Source organism: Sheuella amnicola, from assembly GCF_010499255.1.
GTDB classification, from domain to species: domain Bacteria; phylum Pseudomonadota; class Gammaproteobacteria; order Burkholderiales; family Burkholderiaceae_B; genus Zwartia; species Zwartia amnicola.
Genome location: NZ_JAAGRN010000003.1, coordinates 35,748 through 53,769, shown reverse-complemented (window position 1 = coordinate 53,769; position 18,022 = coordinate 35,748). Strand labels below are relative to the sequence as shown.

General features: G+C 52.8%; 18 protein-coding genes. 6 read left to right on the top strand and 12 right to left on the bottom strand.

Going from position 1 to position 18,022, the window contains the following annotated elements; translation table 11 throughout:
- Positions 1-9: 9 nt before the first annotated feature.
- Entirely contained in the window at positions 10-1,224 is a 1,215-nt protein-coding gene (locus tag G3I67_RS05110) for a CaiB/BaiF CoA transferase family protein (protein ID WP_163652224.1), read from the bottom strand.
- Positions 1,217-2,170, bottom strand: a complete 954-nt coding sequence (locus G3I67_RS05105) for a hydroxymethylglutaryl-CoA lyase (RefSeq protein ID WP_163652222.1) — start codon at positions 2,168-2,170, stop codon at positions 1,217-1,219. The genes G3I67_RS05110 and G3I67_RS05105 overlap by 8 nt, the downstream gene beginning before the upstream one ends.
- 81 nt (positions 2,171-2,251) lie before the next feature.
- Between G3I67_RS05105 and G3I67_RS05100 the strand changes: the two genes are divergently transcribed.
- Genes G3I67_RS05100 through G3I67_RS05085 form a run of 4 tightly spaced genes read left to right on the top strand, consistent with a single transcriptional unit; the run spans position 2,252 to position 5,145 of the window.
- On the top strand, positions 2,252-2,779 hold the full coding sequence (locus G3I67_RS05100; RefSeq protein WP_235931700.1) for a GNAT family N-acetyltransferase: 528 nt from the start codon (positions 2,252-2,254) through the stop codon (positions 2,777-2,779).
- A gap of 30 nt (positions 2,780-2,809) precedes the next feature.
- On the top strand, positions 2,810-3,511 hold the full coding sequence (gene folE, locus G3I67_RS05095; RefSeq protein ID WP_163652220.1) for a GTP cyclohydrolase I: 702 nt from the start codon (positions 2,810-2,812) through the stop codon (positions 3,509-3,511).
- A 2-nt stretch (positions 3,512-3,513) separates the two neighbouring features.
- The gene (locus tag G3I67_RS05090) at positions 3,514-3,939 is read left to right on the top strand and encodes a BLUF domain-containing protein (protein ID WP_163652218.1); all 426 of its coding nucleotides are present in this window, start codon (positions 3,514-3,516) and stop codon (positions 3,937-3,939) included.
- 3 nt (positions 3,940-3,942) lie between these two features.
- Positions 3,943-5,145 (top strand): MFS transporter, encoded by a 1,203-nt coding sequence (locus tag G3I67_RS05085; protein WP_163652216.1) that lies wholly within the window; start codon positions 3,943-3,945, stop codon positions 5,143-5,145.
- A gap of 32 nt (positions 5,146-5,177) precedes the next feature.
- On the opposite strand, the gene G3I67_RS05080 is transcribed toward G3I67_RS05085, so the two are convergent.
- The 10 genes from G3I67_RS05080 to G3I67_RS05035 form a co-directional block, all read right to left on the bottom strand.
- Positions 5,178-5,369 carry a formate dehydrogenase subunit delta gene (locus tag G3I67_RS05080; protein WP_311197051.1) on the bottom strand — a complete coding sequence of 64 codons (192 nt, stop codon included), beginning with the start codon at positions 5,367-5,369 and terminating at the stop codon, positions 5,178-5,180.
- Between the two features lie 56 nt (positions 5,370-5,425).
- Positions 5,426-6,238: a formate dehydrogenase accessory sulfurtransferase FdhD gene (gene fdhD / locus G3I67_RS05075; RefSeq protein WP_163652212.1), complete on the bottom strand. Its 813-nt coding sequence runs from the start codon at positions 6,236-6,238 to the stop codon at positions 5,426-5,428.
- On the bottom strand, positions 6,225-9,140 hold the full coding sequence (gene fdhF, locus G3I67_RS05070; RefSeq protein WP_163652210.1) for a formate dehydrogenase subunit alpha: 2,916 nt from the start codon (positions 9,138-9,140) through the stop codon (positions 6,225-6,227). The genes fdhD and fdhF overlap by 14 nt, the downstream gene beginning before the upstream one ends.
- On the bottom strand, positions 9,121-10,728 hold the full coding sequence (locus G3I67_RS05065; protein ID WP_163652208.1) for a formate dehydrogenase beta subunit: 1,608 nt from the start codon (positions 10,726-10,728) through the stop codon (positions 9,121-9,123). The genes fdhF and G3I67_RS05065 overlap by 20 nt, the downstream gene beginning before the upstream one ends.
- 5 nt (positions 10,729-10,733) lie before the next feature.
- Entirely contained in the window at positions 10,734-11,180 is a 447-nt protein-coding gene (locus tag G3I67_RS05060) for an NAD(P)H-dependent oxidoreductase subunit E (protein ID WP_163652206.1), read from the bottom strand.
- Positions 11,177-12,544 (bottom strand): MmgE/PrpD family protein, encoded by a 1,368-nt coding sequence (locus G3I67_RS05055; protein ID WP_163652204.1) that lies wholly within the window; start codon positions 12,542-12,544, stop codon positions 11,177-11,179. Before G3I67_RS05055 ends, G3I67_RS05060 begins: the two co-directional genes overlap by 4 nt.
- Positions 12,545-12,565: 21 nt before the next feature.
- The gene (locus G3I67_RS05050) at positions 12,566-13,531 is read right to left on the bottom strand and encodes a hydroxymethylglutaryl-CoA lyase (RefSeq protein ID WP_163652202.1); all 966 of its coding nucleotides are present in this window, start codon (positions 13,529-13,531) and stop codon (positions 12,566-12,568) included.
- 1 nt (position 13,532) lies between these two features.
- Complete coding sequence (locus tag G3I67_RS05045) at positions 13,533-14,333, bottom strand: enoyl-CoA hydratase/isomerase family protein (protein ID WP_163652200.1); 801 nt, start codon at positions 14,331-14,333, stop codon at positions 13,533-13,535.
- Entirely contained in the window at positions 14,330-15,490 is a 1,161-nt protein-coding gene (locus G3I67_RS05040) for a CaiB/BaiF CoA transferase family protein (protein ID WP_163652198.1), read from the bottom strand. Before G3I67_RS05040 ends, G3I67_RS05045 begins: the two co-directional genes overlap by 4 nt.
- A gap of 62 nt (positions 15,491-15,552) precedes the next feature.
- Positions 15,553-16,242: an MBL fold metallo-hydrolase gene (locus tag G3I67_RS05035; RefSeq protein WP_163652196.1), complete on the bottom strand. Its 690-nt coding sequence runs from the start codon at positions 16,240-16,242 to the stop codon at positions 15,553-15,555.
- Between the two features lie 187 nt (positions 16,243-16,429).
- On the opposite strand from G3I67_RS05035, the gene G3I67_RS05030 reads away from it, so the two are divergent.
- Positions 16,430-17,425 (top strand): TRAP transporter substrate-binding protein, encoded by a 996-nt coding sequence (locus G3I67_RS05030; RefSeq protein ID WP_163652194.1) that lies wholly within the window; start codon positions 16,430-16,432, stop codon positions 17,423-17,425.
- 49 nt (positions 17,426-17,474) lie between these two features.
- Positions 17,475-18,008 (top strand): TRAP transporter small permease, encoded by a 534-nt coding sequence (locus tag G3I67_RS05025; RefSeq protein WP_163652192.1) that lies wholly within the window; start codon positions 17,475-17,477, stop codon positions 18,006-18,008.
- The last annotated feature ends 14 nt before the right edge of the window (positions 18,009-18,022 follow it).

Below are 18,022 nucleotides of genomic sequence, written 5' to 3'. Positions count from 1 at the left end.
CGACTCCGTTCAGTGTTGAAGCTGCGTGCGAATAATGTTGTCGTCACGCAATTGATTGATTTCGGTTTGGCTGTAGCCGATTTCTTTGAGCAAATCGATCGTATCGGCGCCGAGCTTAGGGGGGGCATTTCTGAGTTGCAATCTTTCGCCATCCAGAGTCAAGGGCAAAAGCGCGACGCGCGTTTCGATTTCTTTTCCGGCGCCGGTGTTGTCGGCGGCGATGGTGACTGGTGTCAGGCCTCCTGTCGCCAGCAAATGCGGGTCGTCGAACAAGTCTTGCGGCTTGGTGATCGGAGCGTAGGGCAGTCCTGTTTTTTCGAAGCGCGACGATAATTCGGCAGCACTGAAATCCTTGAATCTTTCACGTAATTCAGGGATGAGCCAGTCGCGTAATTTGACCCGATCATTGTTCGTGACTAGTCGGGGGTCGGCCTTCAAATCGTCAAACCCGAATTCTTTGCACAAGATTTCCCATTGGGTATCACTAACGGCGGACAGAAAGATTTGTTCGCCGTCCTTGACTTTGAATACATCATAAACAGCCCATGCGCTAATTCTGTCGGGCATGGGATTGGCGGCAACACCGGTGACGGCGTATTGCATCATGTGCTGAGCGACCAGAAAGACATTGTTTTCGAACAGTGCGCTGGCGACTTCGCCTCCTTTGCCGGTCCTTGCGCGTTGCTGCAATTGCGCCAAAACTCCAATGGCTCCGAACATTCCGCCCATGATGTCATTGACACTGGTACCCGCCCGCAAAGGGCGCCCTTCCGGACCTGTCATGTAGGCCAGTCCTCCCATCATCTGCACCACTTCGTCCAAAGCGGTGCGATGATCGTATGGACCGGGCAAAAATCCCTTATGGGACACATAAATCAGTTTGGGATTGAGTTTGGACAGCGCTTCGGATCCGAATCCAAGCTTGTCCATCGTGCCACTTTTAAAGTTTTCGCTAAAGACATCGGCGCCGGCAACCAGTTTGAGAATGATTTCCCGACCGCGAGGATCCTTCACATCCACGGAGATGCTTTTTTTGTTGCGATTGAACATCGGAAAAAATCCCGCACCCGATCCCAGTAATTTGCGCGTATTGTCTCCGGTGATTGGCTCTACCTTGATCACTTCAGCACCCAGGTCGGCCAGAATCATCCCGCAGGTCGGTCCCATGACCATGTGAGTGAATTCGATCACCCGAATGCCTTCCAGAGGTAATTGCTCAGCCATGCGTAGCCCCGTTGTCAGAACGTTGTGCGAAACCCTTAGGCAAACCCGCATCGGGTGTCATGCCGTAGATTGGTTCTCCCGGTAGTCCGGCTTTTAATGGTTCACGGGCCGCTAATAGTTTTTCAAGATCGATGCCGGTGCGCACACCCATGGCTTCGAACATGAAAACCAGGTCCTCGGTGACCACGTTGCCGGATGCCCCGGGTGCGAAAGGGCATCCGCCTAGCCCTCCAAGGGATGAGTCAAAGGTTTTAACGCCGACATCGTAGGCGGCTAGACAGTTTGCCAGCCCCAAGCCTCTTGTATTGTGCATGTGCGCCGCACCTGTTTTGTCGCCAATGGCCGCGCGCACTCGGGTAAAAAGTCTGCGAACCTGAGCGGGATTGGCCATGCCGGTGGTATCGGACAGGCCGGCTTCATCGACGCCAGCTTCAGCCACTGCCTCGGCCATCCAGACGACATCGTCTTCATCCACTTTGCCTTGAATAGTGCAGCCGAAGGCTGTTGCTATACCGGCTTCAACTTTGACGTGAGGTGTCTGGGCATTGCGCAGATCCACGATTGCCCTGACTTCCTGAACCATTTCCTCACGGGTTTTGCGCACGTTGGCTAGAGAGTGCGCAGCACTTGCCGATACGGGGAGAGTGATTTTATGTGCTCCGGCTGCTATGGCGGCTTGAGCGCCTCGCAGGTTTGGAACCAATGCCATGACCGTCAAACCGGGGTGGGTCAGGGCATGACGGACGACCTCGGCCGCGTCTGCCATTTGCGGCAACATTTTTGCGGGAACAAACGAACAGACTTCTATTTCTCGCAGACCGGCCGCAACAAGGGCATCGATCCAACGGAATTTATCAACTGTTGGCATGATCCCTTTGACTGACTGCAGTCCGTCGCGCGGTCCGACTTCACTGATGAGTACTTCCGGAGTGGGGTAATTTGACATGACACTTTTATGAATAATTTCCGACCCGTCATTAGGGTCATCGCTTGAATGAGCGTTTGTTATACCATTCTGATAACCGAAATGACCCCGGCGCTGGTAGCCGGATTGGAAGAGGATTTCATGCAGTGCAACATTTCCGTGCGTCTCGTCGATTATCTTAACCCTACCGATCAGCTGGATTTACTGACGTTGCTGGATATGTACGCGAGAGACGAGATGGGTGGCGGCGATCCACTTAGCGAAGAGGTGAAGTCACGGCTTTGCCGGGATTTGGCGGATCATCCCGGTGCGATGAGCCTGATTGCTTCAGTCGATCATCATCCCGTTGGTTTGTTGAATGCATTTCTTGGTTACTCGACCTTCAAGGCTCGACCGCTAATGAATGTGCACGATATAGCCGTGCATCCAGATTTCAGGGGTAGGGGGGTCGGACAAACGCTGCTTAAAGCGCTGGAGGAATATGCGATCGCCATGAACTGTTGCAAGTTGACTTTGGAAGTGCTGAGCGGCAATCGTGTCGCTCAGAAATCTTATGAACGTTTCGGTTTTGAGCAATATGCTTTGAATGAGGCTACGGGTCAGGCGTTATTCATGCAGAAATGGCTCTAGAATAAGGCGTTACTTCGTCGGATCAAAAATATGAGCGATACTGAACAGGATCAGGGAACCCCCGTTTCCGTAGCTATTCGTAAGCGATTACAACAAGCAGGCAAACGGTTTCATGCCAACGATAATATTTCCGACTTCATCAAGCCGGGAGAACTTGAACGACTCCTGGATGAAGTTGAAAACAAGTTCAAAGGCGTGCTTGAAAGCCTGGTGATTGATACAGAGTCCGATCACAATACCAATGATACGGCCCGCCGGGTAGCCAAAATGTATTTGAAAGAGGTATTTGGCGGGCGCTACGCCGATCAACCAAAGATCACTGAATTTCCAAACGCTGAACACTTGAACGAACTCATGATCGTCGGTCCGATCACCGTGAGAAGCGCGTGCAGCCATCATTTTTGTCCGGTGATCGGAAAAGTGTGGATTGGTGTTTTGCCTAACGAACACACCAACGTGATCGGTCTATCCAAGTATGTGAGATTGGCCGACTGGATCATGAGTCGGCCTCAGATTCAGGAAGAGGCGGTCGTGCAACTGGCAGACCTGATTCAGGAAAAAACCCAGCCAGACGGTCTTGCCGTGGTCATGAACGCGACACACTATTGCATGTCCTGGCGGGGTGTTAAAGACTCAGACAGCCGGATGATCAATTCGGTAATGCGTGGCGCGTTTCTGAAGGATCCGAACTTGCGCCGCGAGTTTCTTTCCCTTATTCCTCGCGAGGCTTAATCATGCTGGTACGTTTGCTCTATGTTAGCCGCTCGGTCGACCCCTCTGATGAAGTCGCCACTCAGTCGATACTGGATTCAGCCAGAAAGTTCAACGCCAGTCATGGCATCACCGGAATCCTTTGCTATGGAGGCGGAATTTATCTTCAGGCAATCGAGGGTGGCCGCAAAGCGGTGAATGAATTGTACGGACATATTTTGCACGACAAACGCCACCAGGACGTGGTGTTACTTCACTACTCCGAAATCACTGAGCGTCGGTTTGGCGGCTGGACAATGGGGCAGGTGAATCTAACAAAACTCAATACCTCAATTGTTCTGAAATATTCCGAACGCCCGGAGCTTGATCCGTATTCGGTTTCGGGAGACGTGTCCCTTGCCTTGCTTGAAGAGCTCATGCTGACCGCATCCATCATAGGCAGGGCGTAAGTCATGTCCGCACCGGCACCGACCTCAGTTGATCACTCCGGTTCGGTCAAGTTGTTGTTGAATATCGGACATGCCTTGGATCATATGTTTTTATTGATCTTCGCCGCCTCGGTCGGCGTGGTGGCGACCGATTTCGGTTTCAATAGTTGGGAAGATTTGATGCCGTATGGCGTCGGAGCCTTCATCATGTTTGGTCTCGGTTCCATCCCTTCGGGACGATTAGGCGACCTCTGGGGTAGGCGCAACATGATGCTGATTTTCTTTATCGGTATCGGTTTGTCGGCCTTGCTTGTTTCGGCTTCGCAGACTGCCTGGCAAATGGCCTTGGCGCTGACTCTAGTGGGTGTGTTCGCTTCGATTTATCATCCGGTCGGCATTCCCTTGCTGGTGCAGCAGTCCGCAAAGCCGGGATTGGCGATTGGTGTTAATGGGCTGGCCGGAAATCTTGGCGTGGCGCTGGCGGCGATGTTGACCGGTTTCTTGATTAAATGGGTGGGATGGCGCGCTGCTTTCGCTGTCCCGGCAATGATTGCGATCGGTTGCGGTGTTTGGTTCAAATACGCTTGTCCGATCGAAACCGAGGCGCCTGCCAAGCGCAAAGGACGTTCAAACGTTTCACTACCTGCCTCGGTAGTGACGCGTGCGCTGATTGTCATGACAGTGACCGCAGCGACCGGGAGCATCCTGTTCAATCTGACCACCAACGGTAATAATCAGTTGATTGCGGAGCGCTTTGATGGAGTCATCAACGATCCGGCGTTGTTGGGTACTTTGTTGGCGGTCATTTATACGGTTGCATCGCTTGTGCAAGTGCTGGTCGGAAAAATGCTCGATCACTATGAGATCAAGCCAATATTCATGGGAATCGTGTTGTGCCAGATCCCTTTGCTCATACTCAGCGCGTATGCCGAAGGCTGGTGGTTTTTCGCTGCGATGCTGGGTGTCATGATTTTCATTTTCGGCGCGGTCCCCTTTGTGGACGTGCTGATCGTGCGCTTTATCGACGATCACTCCAGATCGCGTGTCGCAGGCATCCGTCTGGCAGTATCACTCGGAATCAGTTCGAGTGCTGTCTGGATGCTTGGCCCTGCCGTAAAAAGCCTCGGCTTTCAAACATTAATGATCGGAATGGGTGGCTTGGCAATATGCACGCTGCTTTTTGTGGCCTTGCTTCCTTCTCATAAAACATCCGGCAAGGCAGGGTAGTTTTGCCGGCTCTATTGATGTCGGCGGGAAATTCAAAATGGATGTTTTGAAAGGGCTTCAGTCATAAAAGGACTGAGGCCCTTTCCATTTGTTCTTTCGACATGAAGTCTTAGTTCCTGGCGCATTCTCGGTTCCCAGAATTTACGAAGATGCTCGATCGCGTCGTGCAAAGCCCGATCGCGGTCTGGCATTGCCTCGAAAAAATCTCCAATCCGGTTTGCCATTCGAACAAGGTTGCCAGTATCCATGGGGCGTGTGCTCAGTGAAATGATAGATTCGCTTAAGTGGGAAGCCCCATCAGACTCTCGGCATGCGTGTAGACATTAAAAGAGTTTTCCCGTGCAAAACCAATCAGACATAATCCGTACTGATTTGCGAGTCGCACGGCCATTGAGGTAGGCGCGGATACCGCAATCAGGCACGGCGCTTTTGCAACGATTGCTTTTTGAACGATCTCCATGCTGGCGCGACTCGTGACGACAAGAGGGCCGTCCGGATTATTATCCTGATCCCGGCGTCTTGCGGCACCGATTACTTTATCCAGTGCATTGTGTCGACCGACATCTTCGCGCACAAATTTTAAATGTCCTTGTCGGTCAAACCACGCCGCCGCATGGGTCGCACCGGTCGAATGTTGCAAAGATTGTTGCGAATTCAACTCGTTCAGAATCCCCTTTATCAAATTGATGTCAAACAGATGTTGAGTTGGACCAATCGAATCCAAAGGCCTTAACACATGCGACAGGCTTTCCGTTCCGCAAATTCCGCATCCTGTGTTTCCGATCAGAAGTCGTCGCTTTTCCTTTAACCTTGCAAAACAACTTCCGGCAATTCGTAGCTTGATTGAGAATCCTTGTTCGGTGGCATCGATTTGTGTTTCATACAGTTGTTGCGGTTGATCAATAATTCCCTCGGTCAACGCGAATCCGAGTGCGAAATCCTCAAGATCTGATGGAGTGACAAGCATGACCGCATGGCTAATCCCATTGCATTCAATCGCGACCGGACATTCCGGGGCTAGTACGTCGGTGCTGTATTGAGCTATTCCATTTTTTACGCGCAGCACAGTCGCTACATATTCATTTTTTAGCATCAGCCGAGCCTTCAACAGGATGTGCATCATGCCGGTGCAAAAGCGCGGATTGCTGGTCATCAAGCCGGCGATGCTCCGTTTGCCAGTTCGATAGATGGGCTGCAGGCTTGACTTGAACTGCCGTCACTTTATATTCGGGACAATTGGTCGCCCAGTCGGAATTGTCCGTTGTGACCACGTTTGCCCCGGATTCGGGGAAATGAAAGGTTGTGTAGACCACGCCTGGTTGCATTCTGTCGGTGATGTGCGCACGCAGTACCGTGTCACCTGCGCGACTTTCGATGCTGACATGATCCCCATCGCGAATGCCGCGATCCTCGGCATCATGCGGATGGATCTCAAGCAAGTCTTCGTGATGCCATGCAACATTGGCCGTGCGTCGGGTTTGCGCACCAACGTTGTATTGGGACAGGATGCGACCTGTGGTCAGAATGAGGGGATACTTGCGAGTCACTTTTTCATCAGTCGCAACATATTTTGTGACGATAAAACGCCCTTTGCCTCTAACGAACTTATCACTATGCATGATCTCTGTTCCGGCAGGCGGAGTTTGATCATGGCAAGGCCATTGAACGCTACCACGCTGATCCAGTCGCGTAAAACTCACGCCGGCGAAACTTGGCGTCAATGCTGCAATCTCGTCCATGATTTCAGAAGGATTGCCATAATGCATCGGATAGCCTAAGGCTTGAGCGAACATTTGCGTAACCTCCCAGTCCGCATGGCCCGCAAGCGGCTGCATCACTCGGCGCACACGGCTAATGCGCCTTTCGGCATTAGTGAAAGTACCGTCTTTTTCCAGGAACGACGATCCCGGCAAAAAGACATGGGCGTATTTGGCCGTTTCATTCATGAAGATGTCTTGCACGATCACGCATTCCATCGCTTCGAGTGCCATGCCCACGTGTCGGGTTTCGGGGTCGGATTGCGCAATATCTTCACCTTGGCAATATAGTCCCTTGAAACTTCCATCTAGCGCCGCATCCATCATGTTCGGAATGCGTAAACCAGGTTCGGCATCCAGATCGACGCCCCATGCTTGTTCGAATTGCGTGCGCGTCGTCGAGTCCGATATATGCCGGTAACCAGGTAGTTCATGGGGGAATCCTCCCATATCGCAACTACCTTGCACGTTGTTCTGTCCGCGAAGCGGATTGACGCCCACCCCGGGTCGGCCGATATTGCCTGTGGCCATCGCCAGATTTGCGATGCCCATGACCGTTGTCGACCCCTGAGCGTGCTCAGTGACGCCCAAGCCATAATAAATCGCACTGTTTGCCCTGCCTGCTGGACCAGAGCATTTTTGATCGTTCGCACCTCGGGCAAATAGCCGTGCGGCGCCGCGCACCAATTCGGCAGGCACGCCGGTGATCTTTTCCGTGGCCTCTGGTGAATTTTCCTGCTGACCGACAAATGCGCACCAGTCTTCAAATGTTTTCAAGTCGCAGCGCTCAGCGATAAAAGCCTTGTCCAGCAGGTTTTCGTCGATCAGAACATGGGCAATCGCGGTGATTAACGCCACGTTTGTGCCGGGTCTCAGTGCTAGATGGTAATCCGCCTCAATATGGGGGGATCGAACCAGATCGATACGCCTCGGATCGATCACGATTAACTTGGCCCCGGCACGCAATCGACGTTTCAGTCGAGATGCGAATACGGGGTGACCATCTGTCGGGTTGGCGCCCATGACCAGAATGACATCCGCATGTTCGACAGACTCAAAGGTTTGCGTACCGGCAGAAGTTCCAAAGGTTTGACCCAGTCCGTAGCCGGTGGGTGAGTGGCAGACACGTGCGCATGTATCGACGTTGTTGTTGCCGAACGCAGCTCTGACGAGTTTTTGAACCAGAAAGTTTTCTTCGTTGGTGCAGCGTGATGAGGTGATGGCGCCTACCGCTGTGCGGCCGTAGCGCTTCTGGATTTCCTTGAATTTTCGGGCTGCATGATCCACCGCCTCTTGCCAGGATACTTCTCGCCATGGGTCCGTGATCTTTTCCCTGATCATGGGCTGAGTGACGCGGTCTTTATGCGTTGCATAGCCCCAGGCAAATCGTCCTTTGACACAGGCGTGACCTTCATTGGCTTTTCCGGCCTTCCATGGCGTGATTCGCGAGATTTCCGTACCTTTGGTTTGTACGTTTAAGCCGCACCCGACACCGCAGTAGGCGCAGGTCGTAATGGTGTTCTTATCCGGCAGACCCATCCGGATCAGGGAGTTTTCCCGCAAGCTTGCAGTCGGACACGCATCAACACACGCACCACAACTGACGCACTCGGACTCCATGAATCTTTGGTCTTGTCCGGGCGAAACGTGGGACGATATGCCGCGCCCACTGATTGTCAAAGCGAAGGTCCCTTGAGTTTCTTCGCAGGCTCGAACGCAGCGGCTGCAAACAATGCATTTCGAAGGATCGAACGTGAAGTATGGGTTGGATGCGTCTTGATCAGCGCAGGTGTGACCGGTGGGGTCATGTTCATAGCGTATGTTTTGCAAGCCGGTCGCTTGCGCCATGTCTTGCAGCTCACAATCGTCGTTGGCAGAACAGGTGACGCAGTCCAAGGGATGCTCCGAGATATAGAGCTCCATGACCCCTTTGCGCAGGGTATCCAGTCTTTCGGTGCGTGTTCGCACCCGCATGCCATTTTCAGCCGGAGTCGTGCATGACGCGGGATACCCTGTGCGTCCTTCGATTTCGACCAGACATAGGCGACAGGACCCGAATGCCTCCAGACTGTCGGTTGCGCATAGTTTAGGGATGGCGTTGCCAAGCGCCATAGCTGCCCGCATCAATGACGTGCCCGCGGGCACCGTTACGGGCTGACCGTCGATTTCAAGCGTGATCAGCTCGCATGCTTCGCTAGCAGGGGTACCAAAGTCGGTTTCAGTCGTGATCTTGAGCATCTTGCTGTCCGAAATCCGCCGGATAATGATTCAAAGCGGAAAGCACGGGATTGGGAGTCATGCTTCCCATCGCGCATAACGATCCATCTTTCATCGTATCGCAAAGATCGCGAAGCAGCGTTATCTGCCGGTCGCGATTCCGGTCGGTTCGGATATTGTCGATGATTTCCACCCCGCGCGTCGAGCCGATTCTGCAAGGCGTGCATTTGCCGCAGGATTCAAGCGCGCAGAATGCCATGGCGTAACGGGCCAGCTTGGACATGTCGGCAGTGTCATCATGAACAACGATTCCACCATGACCAAGTGTTGCGCCGATTGCCTTGTAGTTCTCATAAGTCATTGGCAGATCCCAGTCTTTTTCGGGGACATAGGTGCCCAGGGGACCTCCGACTTGAATCGCTTTGACCGGTCTGCCACTGGCAGTGCCGCCGCCAAAATCGAAAACCAGCTCCCGTAATGTGATTCCGAAGGGGACTTCGACGATTCCGCCGCGCTTGACATTGCCGGCCAGTTGAAAAGGCAATGTTTCACCGGAGGTTCCGACTCGATGGCCAGAGGATGCCGAATCGGTTTGCGCGAGTATGTTGGGCACGCCGGCAAGCGTAATGACATTGTTGATTACGGTCGGTTGACCGAATAAGCCTTTAATCGCAGGAAGTGGGGGTTTTGATCTGACGATTCCGCGCTTACCCTCCAGACTTTCGAGTAAAGCGGTTTCTTCGCCGCAGACATAGGACCCGGCCGCCTTTCGCAGGATGATTGTAAAGTCGCGATCATGTCCCATGATCGTTTGACCGAGATAGCCGGCTTGTTCGGCCAGTCCAATAGCTTGTCCTATACTTGAAAATGCCTGCGGATACTCTGATCGGACATAGATATAGCCTTTCGTCGCGCCCGTGGCCAGGCCGGCAATGATCATCCCTTCAATCAAAGAGAAGGGATCTCCTTCCATGATCATGCGATCGGAAAACGTACCTGAATCCCCTTCATCAGCATTACATACTATGTATTTTTGGGTCGACGGCGTATTTAGTACGGTTTGCCACTTGATTCCGGTGGGAAAGGCCGCTCCGCCCCTTCCGCGTAAACCGGAGTCCAGAATGGCTTGAATAATTTGTTCGGGCTGAAGCGACAACGCGCGCTTCAGGCCTTTAAAGCCATTGTGTGCGATGTAATCGGATAATGATTGCGGGCGTGTAATTCCCAGCCTGAAAAAAGTTTGACGATGTTGTTTGCGAAGATAGGGAATATTTTGAGTCAGTCCCAGACACAGGGGATGTATTGTGTTTCCGGATTCGGTCGCGCACATATCGGCGGCCTGATTGGAAAAGTCGTTTTTAGCGCTAAAAACACCTGCCTCTATCAGACTATCGAGGTCGTCCGGTGAAACCGGCCCGAACGCCATTCGGCCCGATGGTGTTTCAATTTCAATCAGGGGTTCAAGCCAGAATAGCCCATATGAACTGTTGCGAATAATATTCAGATCAAGCGCGCGCTCGTCTGCAAAACAAGCCAGTTTGTCGGCTACCCGATTCGCACCGACCGCAACGGAGGCTGCGTCGCAAGGCACGAATACGGTCAGGCTCATGAATTCTACCGTCCCAAGTCCAGTAGTTTATCCAGGGCATCGGTAGTGACGCGGCCATGAGGCGTGCCGTCCATCATCAATGCCGGTGACATGGCGCATAAACCCAGGCAATATACCGCGTCAAGGGCGACGCTTGCGCCTTGGGCGTCCGACTTCGATCCGCATCGCCGCAGCGCGTGATCGAAGAGATCGTTCGCCCCCATCGACTGGCATGCCTCGGCTTTGCATATTTGCAAGTGCCTCTGAGCAATCGGTGTTGATCGAAAGTGATGATAAAAGGTGATGACACCGTGTACTTCAGCGCGCGAAATATTGAGCGCGCGTGCAATCACCTCAACACGATCGGAAGGAATATGGCCCAGAACCTCTTGCACGGCATGCAATATCGGCAAAAGGTTTTCCTGCTTGCATTCAAAGCTGCTCAGGATCCCGGGCACAGGGTCGGAGTTCATTTGAACAAATCGCGAATATTCTGCATGTTTTCGAGATTCACTAGACGATCGTACAGACCTTCATCAGCACCGCGCATGTTCGGATTTTGCGCACGTCCCGTCGCAACACAATCCATAAATTTCTTTTTCAGGCCTGCGGTATCGATCGGGTTTTTGGCATTGCCGAAGGGGAATCGAATTTCGCCTGAATCGAATTTACGTCCATCCGTTGTTTCGATCACCACCCGATCCGTCAGTGAGAATGCGGAGTCGAGCGGGCAAACAGTATTGACTACCTCTATCGATACTTTACCGTACAGGTTGCTGACATCTTTTCGAGTGACGAATGCATCCGTTAATTGGGATAGGCCGACTTCACGAGCGACTATGGCCGAAGCAACTGCGAACTCGGCACTGAATTTAGCTTCCAGGCCGGTTACGGGATGATGGTTGCGCAGCATGGATGCCTGAGCCGGACCCATGGTCAGGTGGACATGTTTAATATCATCGGCTTTCAGGTTTTCTCGTTCGGTGATTGCGAGAACACCGTCGATGGTTCGATGGCCTGAGTAACAGACCGGGTAGCGTTTGATTGAAATTCCGCTATCCAGAATGCGCAATGTTTTTCCCAATTGGTTAGCTTCCCTGGTGCGATCGACGTGGCCCGCAGGTGAAAGCGCGTGCAGAAAACCGGCCGGATGTTCGAATACATCGGCAGCAGAGGTGAGGCCTAGTTGAGAGAGTCGGACAGCTTCGATGCCGTGCGCAGCCGCGCGACCTGCGTGAAAGGGTTTGGTCATCGTTCCGAAGTTGGCAACCAGCCCGCTTGCCAGACTGGCCGATATCGCCAGTGCCTGACGCGCATCATCCACCGATAACCGGTTCAGATAAGCAACTCCGGCTGCCGCGGCAACCGCGCCAAACACGCCAGTGGGATGCCATCCTTTCAGATGGAATTGATCTTTTTCACGCGTGCTGAGTTCAGCCCAGATTTCGTAGCCGATGACATAGGCGCGCAGAATATCTTGTCCACTGGAGTTCAGTACATATCCGGCAGCCAGGATGGCAGGTGCGATGGCGGTGCTTGGATGCCCGGATAGCGCCACATCGTCATAATCAAGGGCGTGTCCGGCGGTGCCGTTGATCATTGCGGCATCGGCGGCCGAATACATTTCGCCGGTGAAGGGAACAGGCGCTTCACCCTTTGCAGGCGGTGCACCTACGAATTTACGCACGATTTTGACGACGGGTTCCTCGTGTCCAGCCATCATCGTGGCGATCGTGTCCATCAAGCCCGTTTTTGCAATTTCGCATGCGGCTTTTTCATCTTCGCCAAAAGTAGGGTTGGCGACAAAGTTCGCCATCGATTGGGTTAATCCGGTCATGATTAAAAATTCTCCGAATAATTAATTTGCATGAGTAACGCCGGCCATTCGTTGCGCAACGGTGACATAGTTGCGGGGAAGGCCTGCCTTGGCCAAACCGCCTTGCATGGCAATGTCCGGCAATGATTTCGAGATGATCTTGCGCACTTCGATCAGCTTTTCGATGTCGATGCCTGTTTCCAGGCCCATCGAGTCGAGCATGAAGCAAAGGTCTTCCATAACGATGTTGCCGCTGGCGCCAGGTGCGAACGGGCAGCCACCCAGGCCCGCGAGCGACGCGTCGAAATGAGTGATGCCACAATCCAATGCCGCAGCAACGTTGGCAAGCCCCGTGCCGCGCGTGTCATGAAAATGGGCGCCAATCGTAATGGGGCCTACTTCAGAGATCACGGCAGTGAACACTTCCTTCACCAGCCTAGGATCCGCATAACCCACCGTATCGGCAATGACCAATTCATCGGCGCCTGCTTCAACAAGTTGTTTGGCGTATTTGACCACTTGCGAGGTGGCTACGCGACCTTCATACGAACAACCAAGCGCAGTTGATAAACCGCCCACGATGTGTGGCCGCTTGCCTTCGGGTTGACTCTTGATGAGCTCGACTATGGCGCGAAAGTCTGTGACCGAGTCCTCGGGCGGTCGGCGAACGTTTTTCATGTTGTGCGTCTCGCTGACCGACATGACGAAATTCAGCTTATGAACACCGAGTTCGATGCCCCTTTGCGCGCCCCTTAAGTTGGGAATCAAGGCTGCAACGATCAGATCCGGAATTTTCAAGGCGCCTTCGGTGACTTCTGCGGCATCGGCAAATTGCGGAATCAGTTTTGGGGGCACATAAGAGGTGACTTCGATTTCGCTCATGCCGGCCGCGGCTTCCGCAGCAATCCAGGCGAGTTTATCTGCTGTCGGCATGAATGTTGGATGGATTTGCAAGCCATCTCTCAAGCCCACTTCGCGAAGTGTGATTTTATTTCCTGCGTGACTCATTTCAGCATCCCTTGAAGTTCGCTTTGCGTTTTTCGTTAAAGGCGGCAACACCCTCAAGCCGGTCTTCGGTTCCGATCAAGTGGTTATAAGCTTCGATTTCAAAACGGAAAGCCGTACGCAATTCCATTTGACCGCCGTAGCGCACGGATTTTTTGATTTGACGCACAGAGAGCGGTGCGTTGCCGGCAATGACTTCAGCCGTTTCCAAAGCGCGCGCGAGAACCTCAGTGGGTTCGCAGACCGCATTGACCAGTCCATAGGCGTCGGCTTGCTGGGCACTGAATGGTTTGCCGGTCATGAGGATTTCTTTCGCGCGACGCTCTCCGATAGCGCGTGGAAGGTTTTGTGTGCCGCCGGCACCCGGCATGATGCCGAGCGTGACTTCGGTCAGGGCGAAGCGGGCTGCATTGCTGGTGTAGATAAAGTCGCAGGACAATGCCATTTCTAGTCCACCGGCGTAGGCATGACCGTTGACCGCCGCGATCACCGGTACAGGCAAATCAACAAGAGTCCAGTACATGCGTTCGAACAACTCATGCTGCAGTGTCCACTGACGCTTGGTCATGCCGTTGCGCTCCTTCAGGTCGCCACCGGCACAAAAGATCTTTTCTCCGGCACCCGTCAGCACAATGCATCTGACTTCCCCGGCATCTGCCGTCAATCTGTTCCATAGATCAAGCATGTCATGACCCATCTGGGTGTTGATCGAGTTGCCGACTTGCGGACGGTTGAGCGTGACTTTCAGTACATGCTGGCCGACCATTTCGGTGGCGATTGTTTCATATGCGGGTAATGCGGTCATGATGTTTTCCTTTGCGCTAGCAATGCATTGTGCTCACCAAGCTTTGGAGGAGCGGATATTGGGGCCGGACGCACACCGTCAAAGCTCAGGGGCAGTCCGATGAATCGCATGCCTGTTCCCGGTACAGGCTGAACAAGTCCGAGAGCTTCGGTTTGCGGATGCCCAATCATCTCGGCCAGATTGTTGACCGGGGAGCAGGGCACTCCGGCAGCTTCCAGGACTTCAATCCAGTGCTTTGTCGGTTGCGCGGCAATTGTCTGGTCGATCATGCCGTATAGCGCATCTTTGTTGGCTACCCGGCTAGGATTATCTTTGAAACGTTCATCGTCAAGCCATTCGGCATGACCGATCGCTTTGGCAAGAGACTTGAATAAACCATCACTGCCGGCGGCGATAATGATTTCTCCGTCCTGCGTCGCGTAAGCCTTGTAGGGGACGATGCCCGGGGCACCTGATCCCTGTTTCTCGGTAACGACGCCACTGCCCAGATACTGTGAAGCAAGCAGCGATACCCAAGAGGCCGCTGTTTCAAATAGCGAGACGTCCACAACACGCCCGTGTCCGGTCGTATTGCGTTCGTGCAGGGCAGTCAAGGCGCCGATGACGCTCCACATGCCTGTTCCCATGTCGACAATCGATGCACCAACGCGAACGGATGGGCGACCGGGTTCGCCGGTTGTGCTCATGATGCCTCCGAAGGCCTGCATCAACGGGTCATATCCTGGTCGATCCTTCAATGGACCCACACGTCCGAACGCTCCTAGATTGCAATAAATCAGACGAGGTTGGCGCTTGAGCAAACTCGGGCCATCGAGACCGAGCTGTTCGACATGCCCGGGCCGCAAGTTCTGAATCACGATATCCGCTTTGTCGCAGATGAGTTGCTTGAGGGCTTCGAGTTGATCTGCGTCACGCAGGTCGCAAACGACAGACTCCTTGTTGCGATTGAGCGTTTGGAAAAAAGTCGAGGCGCCTTCCCAAAAAGGTGGGCCCCATTTGCGACAGTCGTCGCCATCTGATTTTTCGATCTTGATGACGCGAGCACCCAGCTCGCCGAAAATCTGACCTGCAAAGGGCGCAGCAACGCTGTGCCCGAGTTCTACCACCACCAGACCGGAAAACGGACCCGGGGTTTGCTGCGATGTTTGATTTGGCATTTTTATGCTCTCTATTCGTCCCCGAGGGAAATTATGTCATGAATTTGATCATTTACTCGCCGCTAACGCAGCATTAACTCGATCGAGGCAGGCTCATCCCAGAGCCAGACGCCGTCGCGCCTGAAAATCTCGGGAAAATGCCCCGGTACAACAATGTCTGTTCCTTCACAAATTCTAGCTATCGATTGTCGAGAGTCTTCGGTCGAGCCAAAGCACATATCCCCGACACGGGCGATGATTTCTTTAGCGTATTTGATAGCGTCGCCGGCGAGCACAACACGCTTGCCGTCTGGCTGGGTGAAGCGCAATGCCTGGCATCCGGAGGTATGCCCGGGCACTTCGAAATGTTCGACGCCTTTGGCAATTTCGCCTGTTTTAGGTAAAACCCTGACATCAAAATCGGCAAGCAATTCGTGTATTTTCCAGGGAACGAAGATGTCGTCAGGATGAGGCTTGCGAGCGTAGTCAAGCTCTGTTTGACCGACGCAAACTGTCACGCCTTTGAATAAATCCAGGTTTTGACAATGATCGAAATGCAAGTGGGATAAAAACACCAGATCAATGTCCGATGGGCCCAGGTTGCGTTCTTTCAAGCCGGCAAGCAAGCCTTTGCGCACACAGTAATGACCGGTGTCGAACAAAATGCGTTTTCCTTCATCGGTTGTGACCAAGGCGACATTGCACAGGCCGAAAAATCCGCCCTTGAAACTCAGGCTGTTGCCTCGCAAAAGCAGCTCATATCTCGCAGTCATTTTTGCTCCATGGTGGTGCGTGTGCCGGTGCATTCAAAAAGATCCAACGCTTAGCGGCACCAGTATAGGGAAAACCATAGGTTTGAATTAATTTTTGTAATTTACTGTGTCATTATGCTTTAACCTGCTCGACTAATTCATTTGTTCGCCTTTGATTATTACTTTCTTTTCCCTCACAGGAGTCGTTATGAATCGTTCAACACTCGCACGTTTAGCCGCTGCATTGGCATGCCTGGGCATAGCCGGGTTTGCGCATGCACAGACTAAATGGGATTTGCCCTCAGCCTACGCGCCCGCTAATTTCCACACCGAAAACTTAGAGTTCTTCGCCAAGGAAGTTGATGCGGCAACCGGTGGAAAATTGAAGATCAATGTGCATTCGAACGCATCTTTGTTTAAGGCGACCGAAATCAAGCGTGCAGTGCAAGGCGGACAGGCTCAGCTGGGTGAAATCCTGTTGGTGAATTACGAAAACGAAAACCCCTTGTTCGGCATGGATGGCATCCCGTTTTTGGCCACGAGCTACGCCAACGCAAAATCTTTGCAAGATGTCCAATTACCCGCACTCGACAAGTATCTTGCCGGTCAGGGTATGAAAATTCTTTACACTGTGCCTTGGCAGCCTCAGGGTATTTACTCCAAAAAACCTGTCAATGCCCTTGCAGACATGAAAGGGATGAAGTGGCGCGCTTATTCACCCGCCACCTCCAAAATGGCCGAGCTGATGAATCTGCAACCAGTCACGATTCAGGCAGCCGAATTGAGCCAAGCTTTGGCGACAGGCGTGGTTGAAACGTATATCTCATCCAGTGCGACCGGCATCGACTCGAAAACCTATGAGAGCTTGAAATACTTCTACGAGAATCAGGCCTGGATTCCTAAGAATGCTGTCCTGATCAACATGAAAGCTTTTAATGCGCTCGATAAGGCAACCCAGGATGCTGTCACCAAGGCTGCAGCGAATGCCCAAGCTCGAGGCTGGAAAATCAGCGAGGAAAAGGAAGCAGCCTTCAAGCAGGTTTTGCGTGACAAAGGCATGAATGTTCAGCCTCCATCGGCAACGTTTGCTGCCGATATGAGCAAGATCGGCGCCATCATGTTGTCGGACTGGGAAAAGAAATCGGCACCTCAAGGCGCCGAGCTGATCGCCCAATATCGCAAACTGGTACCGGCGGCTAAGTAATCCGGTTTCATTCACCTTTCATTTCATTAGACAAGGCATTGCCCCTTTCATGAGAAAGTTTCTTGATTTTTTATACCTCGTGGCAGGCGGCATTGCCGCACTCTGCGTTTTGGCGATTTGTATCCTGATGATTGGTCAAAGCGTATTTCGAGAGTTTGGCTTTAAAACAGGCGCCGTGAACGATATCGTGGCCTGGCTTTGCGCGGCGGCGGCGTTTCTGGCTATGTCCCACGCTTTTAAGCATGGCGATTTCGTGCGGGTCACTTTGTTGATAGAAAAACTCAATCCCCGAGATCGCCAGCGAACGGAGTTGTTCTCCTTGGCGATTGCGGCTGCAGCAGTTGGCTATCTTGCTTGTTGGGCAACTCTTTTTACTTATGAAAGCTGGGAATTCAAGGATATGGCAGGCGGTTTATTGCCGATTCCGATGTGGATCCCTCAGCTGTCGTTTTTGATCGGAGCCTGGTTGTTTTTTATTGCGGTGATAGATGAACTTGTCATCGTCGCAAGAGGAAATCGACCTACATACGTCGTTGCAGTCGAGCAGAGGCACGCTCAAGGCGATTTTTCGTCCGATGTTTAAGCTCACGAATCAGA

Excerpts from the sequence above, each read along its gene's own strand:
- G3I67_RS05110 (WP_163652224.1), bottom strand. The coding sequence starts at position 1,224 with ATGGCTGAGCAATTACCTCTGGAAGGCATTCGGGTGATCGAATTCACT.
- G3I67_RS05105 (WP_163652222.1), bottom strand. The coding sequence starts at position 2,170 with ATGTCAAATTACCCCACTCCGGAAGTACTCATCAGTGAAGTCGGACCG.
- G3I67_RS05100 (WP_235931700.1), top strand. The coding sequence starts at position 2,252 with ATGACCCCGGCGCTGGTAGCCGGATTGGAAGAGGATTTCATGCAGTGC.
- folE (WP_163652220.1), top strand. The coding sequence starts at position 2,810 with ATGAGCGATACTGAACAGGATCAGGGAACCCCCGTTTCCGTAGCTATT.
- G3I67_RS05090 (WP_163652218.1), top strand. The coding sequence starts at position 3,514 with ATGCTGGTACGTTTGCTCTATGTTAGCCGCTCGGTCGACCCCTCTGAT.
- G3I67_RS05085 (WP_163652216.1), top strand. The coding sequence starts at position 3,943 with ATGTCCGCACCGGCACCGACCTCAGTTGATCACTCCGGTTCGGTCAAG.
- G3I67_RS05080 (WP_311197051.1), bottom strand. The coding sequence starts at position 5,369 with ATGGCAAACCGGATTGGAGATTTTTTCGAGGCAATGCCAGACCGCGAT.
- fdhD (WP_163652212.1), bottom strand. The coding sequence starts at position 6,238 with ATGCTAAAAAATGAATATGTAGCGACTGTGCTGCGCGTAAAAAATGGA.
- fdhF (WP_163652210.1), bottom strand. The coding sequence starts at position 9,140 with ATGCTCAAGATCACGACTGAAACCGACTTTGGTACCCCTGCTAGCGAA.
- G3I67_RS05065 (WP_163652208.1), bottom strand. The coding sequence starts at position 10,728 with ATGAGCCTGACCGTATTCGTGCCTTGCGACGCAGCCTCCGTTGCGGTC.
- G3I67_RS05060 (WP_163652206.1), bottom strand. The coding sequence starts at position 11,180 with ATGAACTCCGACCCTGTGCCCGGGATCCTGAGCAGCTTTGAATGCAAG.
- G3I67_RS05055 (WP_163652204.1), bottom strand. The coding sequence starts at position 12,544 with ATGACCGGATTAACCCAATCGATGGCGAACTTTGTCGCCAACCCTACT.
- G3I67_RS05050 (WP_163652202.1), bottom strand. The coding sequence starts at position 13,531 with ATGAGTCACGCAGGAAATAAAATCACACTTCGCGAAGTGGGCTTGAGA.
- G3I67_RS05045 (WP_163652200.1), bottom strand. The coding sequence starts at position 14,333 with ATGACCGCATTACCCGCATATGAAACAATCGCCACCGAAATGGTCGGC.
- G3I67_RS05040 (WP_163652198.1), bottom strand. The coding sequence starts at position 15,490 with ATGCCAAATCAAACATCGCAGCAAACCCCGGGTCCGTTTTCCGGTCTG.
- G3I67_RS05035 (WP_163652196.1), bottom strand. The coding sequence starts at position 16,242 with ATGACTGCGAGATATGAGCTGCTTTTGCGAGGCAACAGCCTGAGTTTC.
- G3I67_RS05030 (WP_163652194.1), top strand. The coding sequence starts at position 16,430 with ATGAATCGTTCAACACTCGCACGTTTAGCCGCTGCATTGGCATGCCTG.
- G3I67_RS05025 (WP_163652192.1), top strand. The coding sequence starts at position 17,475 with ATGAGAAAGTTTCTTGATTTTTTATACCTCGTGGCAGGCGGCATTGCC.